At 66.7% G+C, this 17,135-nt stretch carries 13 protein-coding genes; 8 read left to right on the forward strand and 5 right to left on the reverse strand.

Features of this window, described 5'->3' with window-relative positions:
* The first annotated feature begins 10 nt into the window (after positions 1-10).
* The 8 genes from IB256_RS29655 to IB256_RS29690 all read left to right on the forward strand — a co-directional run bounded on the left by IB256_RS29655 (position 11) and on the right by IB256_RS29690 (position 10,673).
* The gene (locus IB256_RS29655; RefSeq protein WP_192404928.1) at positions 11-952 is read left to right on the forward strand and encodes a DUF58 domain-containing protein; all 942 of its coding nucleotides are present in this window, start codon (positions 11-13) and stop codon (positions 950-952) included.
* Entirely contained in the window at positions 949-1,446 is a 498-nt protein-coding gene (locus IB256_RS29660) for a DUF4381 domain-containing protein (RefSeq protein WP_192404929.1), read from the forward strand. The genes IB256_RS29655 and IB256_RS29660 overlap by 4 nt, the downstream gene beginning before the upstream one ends.
* Entirely contained in the window at positions 1,433-2,440 is a 1,008-nt protein-coding gene (locus IB256_RS29665) for a VWA domain-containing protein (protein WP_081518450.1), read from the forward strand. The genes IB256_RS29660 and IB256_RS29665 overlap by 14 nt, the downstream gene beginning before the upstream one ends.
* Positions 2,440-4,014 carry a vWA domain-containing protein gene (locus IB256_RS29670; RefSeq protein WP_192404930.1) on the forward strand — a complete coding sequence of 525 codons (1,575 nt, stop codon included), beginning with the start codon at positions 2,440-2,442 and terminating at the stop codon, positions 4,012-4,014. The genes IB256_RS29665 and IB256_RS29670 overlap by 1 nt, the downstream gene beginning before the upstream one ends.
* Complete coding sequence (locus tag IB256_RS29675) at positions 4,011-5,333, forward strand: BatD family protein (protein WP_192404931.1); 1,323 nt, start codon at positions 4,011-4,013, stop codon at positions 5,331-5,333. The genes IB256_RS29670 and IB256_RS29675 overlap by 4 nt, the downstream gene beginning before the upstream one ends.
* A 14-nt stretch (positions 5,334-5,347) precedes the next feature.
* The gene (locus IB256_RS29680) at positions 5,348-6,355 is read left to right on the forward strand and encodes an HAD family hydrolase (RefSeq protein WP_192404932.1); all 1,008 of its coding nucleotides are present in this window, start codon (positions 5,348-5,350) and stop codon (positions 6,353-6,355) included.
* 108 nt (positions 6,356-6,463) lie between these two features.
* Positions 6,464-8,038, forward strand: coding sequence for an arylsulfatase (locus IB256_RS29685; RefSeq protein WP_192294856.1), 1,575 nt, complete (start codon positions 6,464-6,466; stop codon positions 8,036-8,038).
* Between the two features lie 97 nt (positions 8,039-8,135).
* Complete coding sequence (locus IB256_RS29690) at positions 8,136-10,673, forward strand: fused MFS/spermidine synthase (RefSeq protein WP_192404933.1); 2,538 nt, start codon at positions 8,136-8,138, stop codon at positions 10,671-10,673.
* A gap of 110 nt (positions 10,674-10,783) precedes the next feature.
* On the opposite strand, the gene IB256_RS29695 is transcribed toward IB256_RS29690, so the two are convergent.
* The 5 genes from IB256_RS29695 to IB256_RS29715 form a co-directional block, all read right to left on the reverse strand.
* Positions 10,784-11,296, reverse strand: coding sequence for a hypothetical protein (locus IB256_RS29695; protein ID WP_192404934.1), 513 nt, complete (start codon positions 11,294-11,296; stop codon positions 10,784-10,786).
* A gap of 60 nt (positions 11,297-11,356) precedes the next feature.
* On the reverse strand, positions 11,357-11,743 hold the full coding sequence (locus IB256_RS29700; RefSeq protein ID WP_192295283.1) for a GFA family protein: 387 nt from the start codon (positions 11,741-11,743) through the stop codon (positions 11,357-11,359).
* A gap of 105 nt (positions 11,744-11,848) precedes the next feature.
* Complete coding sequence (locus tag IB256_RS29705) at positions 11,849-12,538, reverse strand: GNAT family N-acetyltransferase (RefSeq protein ID WP_192295284.1); 690 nt, start codon at positions 12,536-12,538, stop codon at positions 11,849-11,851.
* Positions 12,539-12,615: 77 nt separating this feature from the next.
* Positions 12,616-13,995 (reverse strand): efflux transporter outer membrane subunit, encoded by a 1,380-nt coding sequence (locus IB256_RS29710; RefSeq protein WP_192295285.1) that lies wholly within the window; start codon positions 13,993-13,995, stop codon positions 12,616-12,618.
* Positions 13,995-17,129 carry an efflux RND transporter permease subunit gene (locus tag IB256_RS29715; protein ID WP_192295286.1) on the reverse strand — a complete coding sequence of 1,045 codons (3,135 nt, stop codon included), beginning with the start codon at positions 17,127-17,129 and terminating at the stop codon, positions 13,995-13,997. The genes IB256_RS29710 and IB256_RS29715 overlap by 1 nt, the downstream gene beginning before the upstream one ends.
* Between the last annotated feature and the right edge of the window lie 6 nt (positions 17,130-17,135).

Raw genomic sequence — 17,135 nt, forward strand, 5'->3', positions numbered from 1 at the left:
GAGGGTTTCCATGGCCGAGTCGCAGCCGGTTGCCGAGGGTTTTGTCTATGCGTCGCTGCCACAGCTGATGCTGCTGGAGCACCGAGTGCGCGGCCTGAGCTTTGTGTCGCGACAACCGCTTTCCAGCGTGCTCTCCGGCAGCCATGCCGCGCGCCTGCGCGGGCGCGGCCTGAGCTTCGACGAGCTGCGCCAGTACAACCCTGGCGACGACCTGCGCCACCTGGACTGGCGCGCCTCGCTGCGCTACGGCAAGCCCTTCGTGCGTAGCTACACCGAGGAACGCGACCGGCCGACCCTGCTGCTGGTGGACCAGCGCATGAGCATGTACTTCGGCTCGAAACGCAGCTTCAAGTCGGTGCTCGCCGCCGAGCTTGCAGCGCTGGGTGGCTGGATGGCGCTGCAGGCCGGTGACCGGGTCGGCGGCCTGGTGTTCGGCGACTGCAACATCGAGTACATCCGCCCCCTGCGCAGCCGGGCGAGGGTGGAGGCCCTGTGCGCGGCCATCGTCCGCTACAACCACGCGCTGCACGCCACGCACAGCGGCGAGGACTCGCCGGGTCAGCTGGACCGGGTACTGCGCCAGTGCCTGGGCGTGGCCGGACACGACAGCCTGGTGGTGATCGTCAGCGACTTTGCCGGCGTCACCGCGCAGACACTGCAACTGCTGCAGCAGCTGAGCGCGCACAACGATGTGCTGGCCCTGCAGGTCTTCGACCCCATTGCCCTGAAAGTGCCGGACAAGGGCCGGGTGACTGTTACTCAGGGGGAGTTGCAGGTCGAGCTGGAAGTGGGCCGGCGCCAGGTCCACCGGCCACTGGGGGAGTTCCTTTCCGGGAGACTGAAGGACGTGGCGACACTGCTGCGCCGCAGCCAGGTACCGCTGATGATGTTCAGCAGCGGGCGTGACAGCCTGGAGCAGCTGCGCGGTGAACTCGGGCGCCTGGCGCGATGAGCATTCCCAGCATCGATCAACTCCAGGAGCTGGCGCCGCCGGCTCCGCTGGTCAGCTACTGGCCGCAGACCTGGGCCTGGGTCTGGCTCGCCAGCGTGTTGCTGCTGCTCCTGGCGACATGGGGCTTCTGGCGCTACCGGAAATGGCAGCGAGATCGCTACCGGCGCGAGGCGCTGGCCTTGCTCGATGAACTCGGTGCGGCCATCAGAGAGCCTTCCCAGCGATTGGCCGCGCTGCGCCAGTTGCCGACTCTGGTCAAACGTGTCGCGCTGTCGATGCCCGATGGTGCGGCTTCGGCGCCCCTGGGCGGTGCTGACTGGCAGGCCTTTCTGCAGGCACGCAGCCCGGCGGCACTGCCGGCCGGTCTGCAGCGGCAACTGACGCTGCTGGCGTATGCACCTGACGCCAGGGTTGCGAATATGGACGAGCAGGAGGCGCAAGCCCTGCTGGCGGCCTGCCGGCAATGGGTCGAGGTGCACCATGTGGCAGCTTGAGTACCCCTGGCTGCTGCTCCTGTTGCCGCTGCCCTGGCTCGCCTGGCGCTATCTGCCAGCCTACCGCGAGTCGCGCAGCGCCCTGCGGGTGCCGTTCTTCGCCGCCATGAGCCACGCGGCGGGCCAGGAGCCGAGCCGTGGCGGCACCGCTGGCGGGCGCTGGCAGTTGCCGCTCAACCTGCTGGTCTGGGCACTGGTGCTGCTCGCCTGTGCGCGCCCGGTGCTGGTGGAGAAGCCCATCCAGCGCGTGCAGCCGATCCGCGACCTGATGCTGGCCATCGACATCTCGCAATCCATGGAAACCAGCGACTACCGGGATGCCGCAGGCAATCGCGTGGATCGTCTGAGTATCGTCAAGGGCGTGGTGCGCGACTTCATCGGCCAGCGCAAGGATGACCGCATCGGCTTGATCGTCTTCGGCACCGGCGCCTTCGCGCAATCGCCGCCGACCCAGGACCACGCCAGCCTGCTGATGCTGCTGGACGAAGTGGGCATCGGCATGGCCGGGCCCAACACCGCCCTGGGCGATGCCATCGGGCTGACCCTGAAGCTGCTGGAAAAGGCGCCGGAGCAGCAGAAGGTGCTGATCCTGCTCACCGACGGCAACGACACCGGCAGTGCCATCACGCCGAGCCACGCCGCGGCCATGGCCCATGAGCGCGGTGTGGTGGTGCACACCATCGGCATCGGCGACCCCGAGGCCAGCGGCGAGTCGAAGGTGGACCTGCAGACCCTGCGCGATATCGCCCATACCACCGGCGGACGGTTCTTCCGCGCGGGTGACCGCGAGGCGTTGCAGGAAGTCTACGCGACGCTGGACCAGATCACCCCGCACCAGGTGAAAACCCTCAGCCACCAACCCAAGCGCGACCTGTTCTGGCTGCCGCTGGGCGCTGCCTTGCTGTTGCTGCTGGTGGCGCATGTGCTGGCGGCCATTGCCGGGCGGCTGGCCGTTCCGCGTGCGGCGCAGGTCGGCCAGGAAACGGAGGGCTGATGGATATCGATCTCAGCGCCTTCCATTTCCTCCGCCCGGTATGGCTGTTGCTTCTGCTGCCGGGCATCCTCCTGCCGCTGCTCTGGAGTCGCCGCCACGACCTGGCGCGTCGCCTCGACGGGATCATCGCGCCCCACCTGCTGCAGCACCTGGTGATCACGCCGGTCGACCAGCACCGCGTGCGACCGGTGCAGCTGCTGGGTGCGCTGCTGGTGGTTGGCGGCGTGGCCGCTTCCGGTCCGACCTGGGAGCAGGATCGCCCGGCCTTCATGGAGAACCGCGCGCCGCTGATCCTGGCGCTGGACCTGTCGCCCTCGATGGCCGCCAATGATGTCCCGCCTTCACGCATCGAGGCGGCCAAGCACAAGTTGCACGACCTCATCGCCCGCCGGCCGGGCAGTCCCACGGCACTGATCGCCTACGCCGGCAGCGCGCACCTGGTGCTGCCCGCAACCCAGGACGCAGCGCTGCTCGACAGCTTCCTGCAGGCGCTTTCGCCCGGCCTGATCCAGAGCGAAGGCAAGGATGCGCTGGGTGCCATCGAGAAAGCCGTGCAGCTGTTGGCCGCCGAGCATTCGCCGGGCACGCTCGTCCTGCTCACCGACGGAGCCGACAAGGGGCAGTTCGACGCCATCGACAAAGCACTGCGCGGCAAGGACCTGCAGGTGCTGGTGCTGGCCGTCGGCAGCCAGGACGGCGGCCTGCTCGCCGGTGGGCAGCAGGACTCCGAGGGGCGACCCCTGCTCGCCACCTTCGATGAAGAAGGCTTGAAGGGCCTGGCAGACGCCGCCGATGCGCCGCTGGGCAGCCTGACCCTCAACGACGATGACCTGGACTGGATCGAGCTGCACGCCCAGCAACACTTCCAGGCCGCCCAGGGCGATGAGCGACAACTGCACTGGAAGGATGCTGGCTACTGGCTCTGCTGGCCCCTGCTGGTGCTGGTGCTGCTGAGCGTGCGCAAAGGCTGGACGGTGCACTGGCTGAGCGCGCTGTTGCTCGCCGCCAGCCTGAGCGGTGTGCCACAGCCGGCGCGTGCCGGAGTGCTTGCCGATGCCTTCTTCACCGCGGATCAGCAGGGACGCTGGGCGTTCGAGCACGGGCACTATCCGCAGGCGGCAGCGCACTTCCGCGATCCGTTCTGGAAGGGGGTGGCTGCCTACCACGCGGCGGACTACCCGCTGGCCCTGGCCAGCTTCGCCCGGCTGGATACGGCGCAGGCCTACTTCTATCTGGGCAATACCTACGTGCGCCTGTTGAAGTTCGACCAGGCCATCGGCGCCTATCGCCAGGCGCTGAAGCGCCAGGCCGACTTCCCCCAGGCCGCGGCCAACCTGGCGCTGGCCCAGGCGCTGGAGAAGGACCGCGAGGACCAGCAGGAGGCCGGCCCGCCGGGCGAGAAGCCCGATCAGGAAGTCTTCGACAATATGGCCGACAAGGGCAAGAACGTGGTGCTCAAGAAAGGTGCTGCCGAGTCGGACGAGCAATGGCTGAACAACCTGAGCACGTCGCCGGCGCAGTTCCTGCGGCGCAAGTTCCTGCTGCAGGACGCGGCGAAAGGGGCGGGATCATGAAGCACGTGCTCGCCGCTCTGCTCTTGTGCCTGCCGCTGCTCGGGCTGGCCGCCGAGCCCGAGGTGAGGGTCCGCACCCAATTGTTACCGGGGGATTCGGTGATGGTCGGCGGCACGCTCAGCCTTCAGGTTGATCTGCTGGTGGACACTTGGTTCAGCCAGCCACCGCAATTGCCGCCGCTGAAACTGGCCGGCGCTCTGGTCTCCGAACCGGCCAGCGAGGCCACGCATCTCACTGAGAAGATCGATGGCAAGACCTTCTTCGGCCTGCGCTTCCGTTACCAGATCACTCCGCAGTCGGCCCGCCGTTTCGACATCCCGCCGCTGGAGATCCAGGTGCAGCCGGGACAGGGCAGTGGTGCGATCCAGGTGCACAGCGAAGCGCTGCACTTCACGGCACGCCAACCCGCCGGCGCAGGGAGCGAACCGGCGCAGCGCCTGGTGGCGAGCCGGGTGACCATCAGCCAGGAACTCACGAAGTCCCATGAGCCGCTACGGGTCGGCGACAGCGTGACGCGCAAGGTGCACGTCCGCGCCGAGGGCGCCCAGGCCATGCTGATTCCCGCAGCGGATTTCGCCGAACCGGAAGGTCTGCGTCGCTACCTGCAATCGCCAACCGTGCAGCCCCTCAGCGACGGCCGTGGCGATGTGCTGGGTGGCGAGCGCATGGACGCGGCGACCTATGTGGTCAGCCGGCCGGGAGACTTCCAGCTGCCGGCCATCGAGTTGCACTGGTGGGCGGCGGACAGTGGCGAGGAGCAATCGGTCTCGCTTCCCGCATTGAAGTTGTCGGCCAGCGGTGCGGCTGTCTACCAGGCGCCATTCTCGATCAGTGACGATCTGCGGGAACTGGGCCGCCGGGCGCAGGTGCGCATCGCCAGTCACTGGCTGGCGCTGGCCGCTGGGCTGGCGCTGCTGGCGGCCCTTGGTTATGCCGTGCATGCCTGGGGTGGGACGCTGCGCGCCGCTGCCCGGGGCGCTATGGAACGTCGTCGCCAGGCATGGCGGGACTCGCCAGCCTACGCCTGGCGACAGGTCCGTCAGCAACTCGAGGGCGAGCCGCCGCAGGTGGGGGCGCTTTATCTCTGGCTTCGTCGGACGAACGGTTGTCGTGAAATGAGTGCTGCAATTCCCAATCGCACCATCAAAGCCGTCAATCCTTTGCTAGCGTTCCTAAGGGCCCGCTACGGGCGTCCGGGCGCGCAGCCCGGCGCGGGGCCGCAACCACTGATCCAGGCTTTGCCGGATATCCGCCGGGAACTGGGCCAGGGCAAGCCGACGGACTTGCCGGCCCACGCTCTCAAACCCTTGAATCCGTGATCCAGGGATGTGACATGCATTTGAAACTCGCTCCACCGATGGCCCGCTGGCTGCTCCTGCTGCTCCTGCTGCTCCTGGGCATGCCGTTCCTGGTCCGCGCGGCAGACGCATTGCCCTCATGGAACGACGGCCCCTCGCGGCAGGCCATTGTCGCCTTCGTCGAGGCGGTGACCCAGCAGGGCGGCAAGGACTTCGTGCCGCCGGCCGAGCGCATCGCCGTGTTCGACAACGATGGCACCCTGTGGAGCGAGCAGCCGATGTACTTCCAGGTGCTCTTCGCCCTGGACGAAGTGAAACGGCAGGCGCCGCAGCACCCTGAGTGGAAGGAGAAGCAGCCGTTCAAGGCGGTGCTCGAAGGCGACCACAAGGCCCTGGCCGACAGCGGCATGCAGGGCATCCTGGAGATAGTCGCCGCCACCCATGCGGGCGTCAGCACCGACGAGTTCATCGCCAACGCCCGCAGCTGGCTGGCCAGCGCCCGCCATCCGCGCAGCCACAAGCCCTACACCGAGATGGTGTTCCAGCCGATGCTGGAGTTGCTGGATTATCTGCGCGCCAACGGTTTCAGGACCTACATCGTTTCCGGCGGCGAAGTGGCGTTCATGCGCGCCTTCGCCGAGGAGGTCTACGGCATCCCGCCCGAACAGGTGATCGGCACCACCCTGGGCAGCCGCTTCGAGGACCGCGACGGTCAGCTGTCGATCCAGCGCCTGCCCAAGCTGGTGCACAACGACGACGGCCCCGGCAAGCCGGAGAGCATCGACAGCATCATTGGCCGTCGGCCGATCCTGGCCTTCGGCAACTCCGACGGCGACCTGCAGATGCTGCAGTGGACGACCGCGGGCAAAGGGCTGCGCTTTGCCGGCCTGGTGCATCACACCGATGAAACACGCGAGTGGGCCTACGACCGGCAGAGCAAGGTCGGGCGCCTGGACAAGGCGCTCGACATGGCAAAGAACAAGGACTGGGTAGTAGTGGACATGGCAAAGGAGTGGAAGCGGATCTATCCGTTCGACCAATAGCAAGCCAACAGGCAAACCGCAGGGACACGGGGATTTCCAGCCAGGTAGTCGGCATCTCCAGTGACGCAGTCGTGGCAAACGATGAGTAACTGGAAGGGAGAAACACCAATGAAGCGCACGGGAAGATGGATATCGCGGTTCGCCCTCGCGGCGACGGCGATAATGGGGTGCTCGATCGCCAGTGCGGCGGACAAGCCGAACATCCTGGTGATATTCGGCGACGATATCGGCCAGACCAACATCAGCGCCTACGCCTTCGGCGTGGTCGGCTACCAGACGCCGAACATCGACCGCATCGCCAAGGAAGGCATGATGTTCACCGACTACTACGCGGAGAACAGCTGCACTGCCGGCCGCTCCACTTTCATCACCGGCCAGGCGGCGCTGCGTACCGGCCTGTCCAAGGTCGGCATGCCCGGCGTGCCGGTCGGCCTGCAGGACCGCGATGTCACCATCGCCCAGGCGCTCAAGGCCCACGGCTACGCCACCGGCCAGTTCGGCAAGAACCACCTGGGCGACCGCGACGAATACCTGCCGACCAAGCACGGCTTCGACGAGTTCTTCGGCAACCTGTACCACCTCAACGCCGAGGAGGAGCCAGAGCGTCCGTACTGGCCCAAGGACGACGAGGCCTTCACCAAGGCCGCCTCGCCCCGTGGTGTGCTGAAGGCGACTGCCGACGGCAAGATCGAGGACACCGGCCCGCTGAACAAGAAGCGCATGGAGACCATCGACGACGACACCACCCAGGCTGCGATCAACTTCATGGACAAACAGGTGAAGGCGAACAAGCCGTTCTTCGTCTGGATGAACACCACACGCATGCACGCCTTCACCCACGTGCGCGAGGCCATGCAGGGGCAGAGCGGTATGCCGGGCAACGAGTACGCCGACGGCATGCTCGAGCACGACGGCGATGTCGGCAAGCTGCTCAAGGCGGTGGATGATCTGAAGATCGCTGACAACACCATCGTCGTCTACACCACCGACAACGGGCCGAACCAGTGGTCCTGGCCGGATGCGGCCACCACGCCATTCCGCAACGAGAAGAACTCCAACTGGGAGGGCGCCTACCGTGTTCCGGCGATGATCCGCTGGCCGAACCACATCAAGCCGGGCACCGTCTCCACCCAGATGTTCTCGGGGCTGGACTGGTTCCCGACCTTGCTCGCCGCAGTGGGCGATACCGACATCAAGGAACGTCTGCTCAAGGGCGCGGATGTCGGCGGCAAGAACTTCAAGGTGCACCTGGACGGCTTCAATCAGCTGGATTACCTGACTGGCAAGGCCGATAAGAGCGCCCGTAACGAGTTCTACTACTTCAGCGATGACGGCGACCTGGTGGGCATGCGCTTCGGCGACTGGAAACTGGTGTTCTGCGAGCAGCGCGCGCCGGGCGGCTTCAAGGTCTGGAGCGAGCCCTTCACCTGCCTGCGGGTGCCCAAGCTGTTCAACCTGCGGATGGACCCGTACGAGCGCGCAGACACGGTCTCCGACCAGTACTACGACTGGCTGGCGAAGAACGACTACCTGCTGTTCCAGGGCGAACGCAAGGCGGCCGCCTTCCTGCAGACCTTCGTCGAGTACCCGCCGAGCCAGAAACCGGCCAGCTTCAGCATCGAGTCGGTGCGCAAGGAAGTTGACGCGAAGATCGAAGCGAAGATGAAGCAGGGCGCCAAGTAGTGAGCGACAACCGGGGCGCCCGAATCGGGGCGCCCGACCCATCCCCCGCGATAGCCTGGCTATCGCGGGGGCTTTTCTGTCAGACAAGGTTGATTCGATGCCTTCAGCGGTCAGCTCGTCCCCGATGAACACCCGTCGCGCCACCCCGACGCAGCTCCAATCGAAACCTGGGCTCGCGGCCTGGGTGCCGGCATTGCTGCTGTTCGCCTCGGGCGGAGCGGCGCTGGTGTTCCAGGTGTTGTGGGTCAAGCAGTTGTCCCTGGTGGTGGGGGTGGAGGTGTATGCCGTCACCACCGCAATCAGTGCCTTCTTCGCCGGGCTGGCCCTGGGCGGGTTGGCGTTCGGCCGCTTGGCGGATCGCCAGGAGCGGCCGCTGCGACTGTACGCCGGTCTGGAATTCCTGGTGGCGCTGCTGGGCGTCGCCGCCACCGTCGCGCTGGCCAATGCCGCCAGCGCCTTTGCATTTCTCGAAGAGGCGTTCGGTCCCCTGGCCTGGGCGCTTCCGTTCGTATTGGTCGGTGTGCCGGCCTTCTTCATGGGCGGTACTTTGCCGGTGCTGGTGCGCGCGCTGGAGCCCGTCGAAGGGCAGATGGGCCGCGCCGGCGGAGGCCTCTATGCGGCCAATACGGCGGGTGCCATTGCCGGCACGCTGCTGGCCGCGTTCGTGTTGCTGCCCTGGCTGGGCGTGTTGGGCAGCGCCTGCGCGGCGGCTGTATTCAATCTCTTCGCCGCCGCCGGGGCGTTGCTGATCCGCCAGCAGAGGGCCCGGGTCACGGCGCAGGACGCGCCGGCGAGCGCCCCACGCAGCCGCGCGGCACGCCTGGCCATAGCGCTTTACTGCGTTGCCGGTGGGGTTGCGCTGGGGTACGAGGTGGTCTGGACGCAATCCATCGTTCAGTTCATGAGCACCCGCACCTTCGCTTTCGCGGTGGTCCTGGCCACCTACCTCTGCGGCCTGGTACTGGGCAGCGCCCTGTATGCCCGGCGCGCCGACCGCATCCGCGATCCCTGGGGCCTGTTCGGCCTGCTCATCGCTGCGGCGGGGCTGCTGGCCATTGCGCAGATAGCCGGTCTCGGTACCTGGCTGATCGGCCTGCAGACCCGCGTCGAATGGCTGGTGATGCAAGCTGGCGGCAGCGAGCTGGCGGGCATGTGCGCGCGCTTCGCGGTGGCGGCGCTGTGCGTGGTGTTCCTGCCGACGACCCTGCTGGGTGCGGCGTTCCCCATCGCGCTGCGGCTCTCGGTGGATCGAAACCATGTTGGCCGCGATGTCGGCGTGGTGGTCGCGCTCAACACCTTGGGCGGCATCGTCGGGGTCATGCTGACGGGCTTCGTCCTCGTCCCTGGGCTGGGGCTGGTTCGAACGCTGGCAGTGCTCGGGACGCTGGCTGCCGTCATCGGCCTGCTGGCCGTCTGGTGTGGCGAGGGGGTGAGCAGGCAGCTGCGCCTTGGCGTCGCCGCCGCGGCGCTGCTGGCCGTGGCAATCGGCGCCCTGACGCCGCCGCAGCACCTGGCCGAGCTGATGCCGGGCGCGCGAAACGGGCGGATCGGGTTCTATGCCGAGGGTCGCGGCGGCACCGTGGCAGTCATCGAGCAGGGCAGGGGAGACAATCGCTTCCACCGCCTCTACATCCAGGGCGTCTCCAACACCGGCGATGCCATGCCATCGCTGCGCTACATGCGCTTGCAGGCACTGCTGCCCCTGCTGATCCATAACGGCGAGCCGCGCTCGGCGCTGGTGATCGGCTTCGGCACCGGTATCACCGCCGGCGCCATGCTGCGCTACCGCGACCTGCAACATCCGGTGGTGGCCGAGCTGCTGCCGGAAGTGCTGGCCGCCGCGCCGAGCTTCAAGGGCAATTTCGACGCCCTCCACGACCCGCGCCTGGACATCCGCCTGCGTGATGGCCGCCGCGAGCTGCTGCGCAGCGCCGAGCGCTACGACATGATCACCCTGGAGCCGCCGCCGCCTTCGGCCGCAGGGGTGGTCAACCTGTATTCCCGCGACTTCTACCAACTGGCCGCCTCGCGCCTGGAGGAGGGCGGTGTGGTCGCCCAGTGGCTGCCGCTGCCGACGCAGAACGACGAGGAAAGCCGCTCGCTGGTGCGCAGCTTCATCGACGTATTCCCTTACGCCACGCTGTGGACCACCGAGTTCCACGAGATGTTGCTGGTGGGCTCGCTGCAGCCGCTGCACCTGGACGTGACGAACATCCGCCAGCGCTTCGAGCAGCCGGAAGTCGCCGCCGCGCTGGGGGAGGTCGGGGTCGACTCGGTCGAAGCCCTGCTGGCCACCTGGGTCACCGACCGCGCCGGACTGGAACGTTACGCCAGCGATGCGCTGCCAGTGACCGACGATCACCCGCGCATCGAGTACGCGCCCTGGGTACGCCCGAAGGAGATCGCCCGCGTGCTGCCAACCCTGCTGGCCCTGCGCACGGCGCCCCCGCTGGAGAACGCCCTGCCTTCGGTCCAGGCCTCGGTCAACGACAACTGGTTGCGGCTGCGGCGCTTCTACGACCTGAGCCTGAGCGCCTACCGCGGCGACCGCCAGAGCTGGGCGCGGGACGCCCGGCAGGTGGCGCTGGATGATGGCGACAACCCCTATTACCGCTGGTTCCTCGGCGCCCCTTGAGGGGGCGTGGCTGGCCGACTGCGGTTCGTTGCTACTGGCAGTATTCGACCCATAGAGGAATCTGCCGGAGCGGCCAAGAACGGGGCCCATAGCGGGCCGTTCAGCGAGAGCTACACCGACTCCGGCATCACCCACGAATGTGGCAGATCGGGGAAATGGCCCCACTGTGACCATGGAGCGCCGACCTGATCCGCCTGTCGCGAGGCCAGCCCCCATTCTGGAGGGTCTGGGAAACCATGCCAGGTGTTTTGGATCAGAATCAGCTCTTCGCCGTCGAAGGTCGCGTAAAAAGCGATGTCATTCGAGACGAACCAGTCGCGATCATGACCAAAGATGCCTGACGGAGGGAAATCGCTCCATGGAGCGCGCGTCCAAGGGATTGGTTTCATCGCGCGCTCGTGAAAGCCTAGTTCCTGTGCGTCGACAGCCGTCCCTTCCATGTCCCATGGGTTGGGTTCCCACTCAGGATTTATATCGTGTCGGCGGTAGATACTCATAAGAGCCATCACATAAGAGGCTGACGTGTTCGCGGGTCCGCGGTAACGATCCGCTAGCTGGCCAACGAAACTGCCATCCAGCCGCAGAGAATCGTTCTGACCACGATTGTCGACGATTCGGGACATTACGTCGAACGACCGCTTCTGGCCGTTAGCTGCCTGCTGAACCGGATATGTATTGTCAGATCAGGACTCTTGAAACCGCAGCCATGAAGCTCGGTTACTGACATGGACATGCTTCTGTCTGGCCGGTTCGAAGGCGCTGTCCAGCGTGCCAAGGGCTATGGAAATCCAATCGGAAAACTCCCCTTGGCTCGTTGACCAGAACAGCGAAGAACCACAGTTGGAACAGAACTGACGCAGCACACCGACCGACGACGAATAGGATCGGATGCCCCCCGCACCAGCCAGAATTCGAAGATCCCCGCGCGGCACGCTGCCGTAGCTGGCAAAGGCCGCTCCGTGGCTTTTTCGGCATTGGCTGCAATGGCAATGGCTGACAGCCTTGGGTGCTGTGGTCGCTGCATACCTGACCGAGCCGCACAGGCAGCTCCCCTGGAAAGTTTCATCCATGTTATTCGTCGTTCCTTGATGAAGGCGGCAGCTGGACTGCGCCATGGGTGCAACAGATGGAGTGCCGGTCTGTCGAGGGGCGGCCAGACGGGCAGCAGAAGGCACTCAGTGGAGGGTGGGGAAGCGCGCCTTCACCAGTTCCTGCGCCTGCCAGGTCATCTGGTCGAGCAGGCGGTCGCGTTTCTTCTCGGCCTCGCGCATGGCCTTGCTGCCGTTCTGCTTTACCAGGTAGGTGTGGATCTGCCGCACTTCCTTGGACTGGTAGATCGGCGCCAGGTCCTGCACGGCGACCATGCCGTCGGAGCGGTGGTCGCGGGTGTTCATCAGCACATGCGGCCCCTGGGCGGCGAGGACCTGGAAGCCCATCGCCTCGAAGACCGGCACCTTGCCCGCCGCGCAGGCCAGTTCGGCGTGGGGGCGGTGTGCTGTCATCTTCTGCAGCATGGCGCGGGCCATGCCCCGGCGGCGGTGGCTGGCCTGGACGGCGAGGTAGGCCAGGGTGCAGGCCTCGGCGTCGTCCTGGCTCGGCAGGTAGAGGGCGAAGCCGAGCACCTGCGACGGGTCTTCGTCGTCGAGGGCGAGGATCAGGCGTGCGGGACTTTCCGGGGAACCGTCCATGGCCTGCAGGTACAGGTGTACCTCGAAGCCGATCACGTACTGGTACAGCTGGAACAGCGGGTTGCTCGGTGTCAGCGGCACCGGACTGATGTCGCTGAAATAGTCCACCACCATCTGCAGCACCTGGCTCTTCAGGGATTCGGGAGGAGAGGTGTCGAGGATGGCGAGGGTGAACATCTGCAGCGGGCTCCGGGAAATCGGTGTTGGCGCCATTGTAACCTCCGCAGGCGCCGACCGATTCATCCGCCCGGCATTCAGCCCTGCCAGCCGCCACCGAGGGTCTTGTACAGGGTCACCCGGTTGACCTGCTCGGACAGCTCCAGAGTGATCTGCGTCTGCTGTGCCGAGTACAGCGAGCGTTGCGCATCGAGCACCTCGAGGAAGCTCTGCGAGCCCTGCTTGTACAGCGCCAGCGACAGGTCGTAGCTCTTCCTGGTGGCCTGGGTCAGGCTGCGCTGGGCGTCGAGGCGTTCGCTGATGTGGCCGCGTACCGAGAGGGCGTCGGCGACTTCGCTGAAGGCGGTCTGCAGGGTCTTCTCGTACTTGGCCACGTCGATGTCGCGGGTGATCTTTGCCGCGTCGAGGCTGGCGCGGTTACTGCCGGCGTTGAAGATCGGCAGGTTGATCGACGGGGCGAAGCTCCAGGCGCGGCTGCCGGACTTGAATAGCCCGGACAGCTCGCTGCTGGCACTGCCGCCGCTGGCGGTCAGGGTCACGCTGGGGAAGAACGCCGCACGCGCGGCGCCGATGTCGGCGTTGGCGGCCTTGAGCGTGTGCTCGGCGGCCAGTACGTCGGGGCGGCGTTGCAGCAATGTCGAGGGCAGGCCGGCGGGAACATTGACCAGCAGCGCGGCGTCGAGTTTCGCATCGCCCGGCAGCAGACTGTCGTCCAGGCGTTCGCCCACCAGCAGCTCCAGTGCGTTGCGGTCCTGCTCGACCTGGCTTGCGTAGTTGGCCACGTCGGCGCGGGCCGACTCCACGGTGCTCAGCGACTGCGCCAGGCTCAGCCCGGACTGGCCGCCCAGGCCATGGCTCTTTTGCGTCAGCTCGTACGTCTTCTGCTGGCTGGCGTAGGTTTCTTTCGCCAGGGTCAGCAGTTGCTGGTCGGCGGCCAGGGTCATCCAGGCGCTGGCGACTTCGGCCACCAGGCTGATCTGCGTGCTGCGCCGGGTTTGCTCCAGGGACAGGTAGTCCTCCAGCGCGGCGTCCTTCAGGTTGCCCAGGCGACCGAACAGGTCCAGCTCGTAGCTGCTCACGCCGAGGCCGACGCTGTACTGGCTGCTGACCGCGTTGCTGCCATCGGAGACCGAGCGCTGGCGGGTGCCGTCGGCGGTGGCGGAGACCGCCGGGAACAGCGCCGAACGCTGGATGCGGTACTGCGCCTGCTGGTACTCGACGTTCAGCGCCGCCACGCGCAGGTCGCGGTTGTTGGCCAGGGCGCGGGCGACGGTGTCGCGCAGGCGGGCATCGACGAACAGCTCGCGCCAGGCGATATCGGCGCTGGCCTGGCCGGTCGGGGTAGCGGTGGACCACTGGCTGGCCACCGGGGCGTCCGGGCGTTGATAGTCGGGCGCGAGGTTCACGCAGCCGCCGAGCAACATCGCCAGGACCAGGGGAATCGGGGAAAGACGCATCAGGCTTCTCCTGCAGCGGTGACGTCGCGGGTGGCTTTGCGGCGCGAGGCCAGGCGCTGCACCAGCACATAGAACAGGGGGATGAAGAACAGGCCGAGCAGGGTCGCGGCGAGCATCCCTCCAAGCACACCGGTGCCGATGGCCTGGCGCCCGCCAGCGCCGGCACCGCTGGAAAGCGCCAGCGGCAGCACGCCGAGGATGAAGGCCAGGGAGGTCATCAGTACCGGGCGCAGGCGCACCCGGACGGCCTCCAGTGTGGCCGCCAGCAGGTCCTGGCCACGCTCGTGGTTCTCCTTGGCGAACTCGACGATGAGGATGGCGTTCTTCGCCGCCAGGCCCACCGTGGTCAGCAGGCCGACCTGGAAGTAGACATCGTTGGACAGCCCGCGAACACCGGTCAGCAGGAGCGCGCCGAGGATGCCCAGCGGCACCACCAGCATCACTGCGAAGGGCACCGACCAGCTCTCGTACAGCGCTGCCAGGCAGAGGAACACAAAGAGGATGGAGATGGCGTAGAGCAGCGGCGCCTGGTTGCCGGCGAGGCGTTCCTGGTAGGACTGGCCGGTCCAGGCGTAGCCGATGCCTTCGGGCAGCTGGGTCATTATCTGCTCCACCGCCGCCATGGCGTCGCCGGAGCTGACGCCGGCCGCCGGTTCGCCCACCAGCTCGTAGGAGCCGAAGCCGTTGTAGCGCTCCAGCAGCGGCGAGGCGGTGCTCCAGCGGGTGCTGGTGAAGGCCGACAGCGGCACCATGGCGCTGCTGGAATTGCGCACGTACCAGTCGCCGATGTCCTCGGCCTGCATGCGCTTGTCGGCATCGCCCTGGAGGTAGACCTTCTTCACCCGGCCGGCGTCGAGGAAGTCGTTGACGTAGCTGCCGCCCATGGCTGCGCTGAGGGTGTCGTTGATGTCACTGGAGGCCACGCCCATGGCGCCGGCCTTGCGGTCGTCTATGTCGACGTTGAGCTGCGGGGTGTCCTCCAGGCCTTGGGCGCGCACGTTGGCCAGGCGCGGGTCCTTGGCCGCCAGTTGCAGGAAGGTATCTCGGGCCTTGAGCAGCTCGGCGTGACCGAGGCCGGCGAGGTCCTGCAGCTGGATGTCGAAGCCGGAGCTTTCGCCCAGGCCCTGGATCGCCGGCGGCGAGATGACGAAGACGTTGGCGTCGAGGATCTTCGACAGCGCCATGTTGGCGCGGCGGGCCACGGCAGCGGCGGTGTGTTCGTCGCCCTGGCGCTCGCTCCAGTCCTTGAGCTTGATGAAGCCGCGCCCGGAGTTCTGCGCGTTGCCGCCGTTGCCCAGGCCACGCACGGTGAGCACCGACGCGACTTCCGGCTGCTGCAGCATGTACTGCTGCACCTCGCGGGTGACGTCCTGCAGGCGCTCGTCGGTGCCGCCCACCGGCAAGGTCATCATCATCATGAGCATGCCCTGGTCCTCGTCGGGGAGGAACGCGGTGGGCAGCTTGTGGAACATCACACCCACGCCGCCCAGCACCAGCGCATAGATCAGCAGCGCGCGCAGCGGGCGCGCCAGCACGGCGCCAACGCCGCGCTGGTAGTCACGCGAGCCGCGCTCGAAGGTGCGGTTGAACCAGCCGAAGAAGCCACGGCGTGGTTCGCCGTGCTTCGCGTTCGGCTTGAGCAGGGTGGCGCACAGCGCCGGGGTGAGGGTCATCGCGACCAGCACCGAGAGCGCCATGGCGGCGACCATGGTCACCGAGAACTGCCGGTAGATCACGCCGGTGGAGCCGCCGAAGAACGCCATCGGCACGAACACCGCCGAGAGCACCACGGCGATGCCGATCAGCGCACCGCTGATCTCGCCCATGGACTCGCGTGTCGCTTCGCGGGGCGACAGGCCCTGCTCGGCGATGATCCGCTCGACGTTCTCCACCACCACGATGGCGTCGTCCACCAGCAAGCCGATGGCCAGGACCATGCCGAACATGGTCAGGGTGTTGATCGAGTAGCCCATCAGCGCGAGCACGCCGAAGGTGCCCAGCAGCACCACCGGCACGGCAATGGCCGGGATCAGGGTGGCGCGGATGTTCTGCAGGAACAGGTACATGATGAGCACGACGAGGGCGATGGCTTCGAACAGCGTCTTGACCACTTCCTCGATGGAAATCTTCACGAAGGGTGCGGTGTTGTAAGCGACCTCGCTGCGCAGTTGCAGCTTGCTGGGGAAGAATTTTTCCAGCTCGGCGAGCTTGGCCTGCACGGCTTCGGACACGTCCAGCGCATTGGCGCCGGTGGCCAGGCTCACGGCCAGTCCGCCGGAGGGCCGGCCGTTGTGTTCGGCGACCACGTCGTAGCTTTCGCTGCCCAGTTCCACGCGGGCCACGTCGGCCAGAGTCACCACCGCGCCATTGCTGGAGTACTTGAGCACCAGGTCGCGGAACTGCGCGGCGGTCTGCAACTTGCTGCGCGCGCTGAGGGTGGCGTTGAGTTGCTGGCCGGGGCGGGCGGGCAGGGCACCGAGCTGGCCGGCGGAGGTGTCGACGTTCTGCGCGGTGAGTGCGCTGCTGACGTCCGAGGGCATCAGCGAGTATTGCTTGAGCTTGTCCGGGTCGAGCCAGATGCGCATGGCGTAGCTGGAGCCCAGGGTGGTGACCTCACCCACGCCGTTGACCCGGCTGATCTGGTCGTAGAGCGTGCTGGAGATGAAGTCGCTGATGTCGGTGGCGCTGACCTCGGGATTGTCCGAGACCAGCGAGACGATGATCAGGAAGTCGCTGGCCGAGTTGCGGATCTCGATGCCCTGTTGCTGCACGGTTTCCGGCAGGCGCGCCTTGGCCTGCTCCAGCTTGGTCTGCACCAGCATCTGCGCGGTGTTGACGTCGGTACCGGCCTCGAAGGTCAGGGTGATGCTGGCGCTGCCCGCCGAGCTGCTGCTGGATGACATGTAGGTCAGGCCGTTGAGCCCGGTCATCTGCTGCTCGATGACCTGGGTCACCGAGTCTTCCATGGTCTTGGCCGAGGCGCCGGTGTAGGTGGCGTTGAGGCTGATCTGCGGCGGCGCGATGTTGGGATACTGCGCCAGCGGCAGCTGGTAGATGGCAAGGATGCCGCCGAGCATCACCAGGATGGCGATGACCCAGGCGAAGATCGGCCGGTCAATGAAGAAGCGTGCCATGGCGTG

This window comes from Pseudomonas sp. PDM17, from assembly GCF_014851985.1.
GTDB lineage: Bacteria > Pseudomonadota > Gammaproteobacteria > Pseudomonadales > Pseudomonadaceae > Pseudomonas.

Excerpts from the sequence above, each read along its gene's own strand:
- IB256_RS29655 (WP_192404928.1), top strand. The coding sequence starts at position 11 with ATGGCCGAGTCGCAGCCGGTTGCCGAGGGTTTTGTCTATGCGTCGCTG.
- IB256_RS29660 (WP_192404929.1), top strand. The coding sequence starts at position 949 with ATGAGCATTCCCAGCATCGATCAACTCCAGGAGCTGGCGCCGCCGGCT.
- IB256_RS29665 (WP_081518450.1), top strand. The coding sequence starts at position 1,433 with ATGTGGCAGCTTGAGTACCCCTGGCTGCTGCTCCTGTTGCCGCTGCCC.
- IB256_RS29670 (WP_192404930.1), top strand. The coding sequence starts at position 2,440 with ATGGATATCGATCTCAGCGCCTTCCATTTCCTCCGCCCGGTATGGCTG.
- IB256_RS29675 (WP_192404931.1), top strand. The coding sequence starts at position 4,011 with ATGAAGCACGTGCTCGCCGCTCTGCTCTTGTGCCTGCCGCTGCTCGGG.
- IB256_RS29680 (WP_192404932.1), top strand. The coding sequence starts at position 5,348 with ATGCATTTGAAACTCGCTCCACCGATGGCCCGCTGGCTGCTCCTGCTG.
- IB256_RS29685 (WP_192294856.1), top strand. The coding sequence starts at position 6,464 with ATGAAGCGCACGGGAAGATGGATATCGCGGTTCGCCCTCGCGGCGACG.
- IB256_RS29690 (WP_192404933.1), top strand. The coding sequence starts at position 8,136 with ATGCCTTCAGCGGTCAGCTCGTCCCCGATGAACACCCGTCGCGCCACC.
- IB256_RS29695 (WP_192404934.1), bottom strand. The coding sequence starts at position 11,296 with ATGTCCCGAATCGTCGACAATCGTGGTCAGAACGATTCTCTGCGGCTG.
- IB256_RS29700 (WP_192295283.1), bottom strand. The coding sequence starts at position 11,743 with ATGGATGAAACTTTCCAGGGGAGCTGCCTGTGCGGCTCGGTCAGGTAT.
- IB256_RS29705 (WP_192295284.1), bottom strand. The coding sequence starts at position 12,538 with ATGTTCACCCTCGCCATCCTCGACACCTCTCCTCCCGAATCCCTGAAG.
- IB256_RS29710 (WP_192295285.1), bottom strand. The coding sequence starts at position 13,995 with ATGCGTCTTTCCCCGATTCCCCTGGTCCTGGCGATGTTGCTCGGCGGC.
- IB256_RS29715 (WP_192295286.1), bottom strand. The coding sequence starts at position 17,129 with ATGGCACGCTTCTTCATTGACCGGCCGATCTTCGCCTGGGTCATCGCC.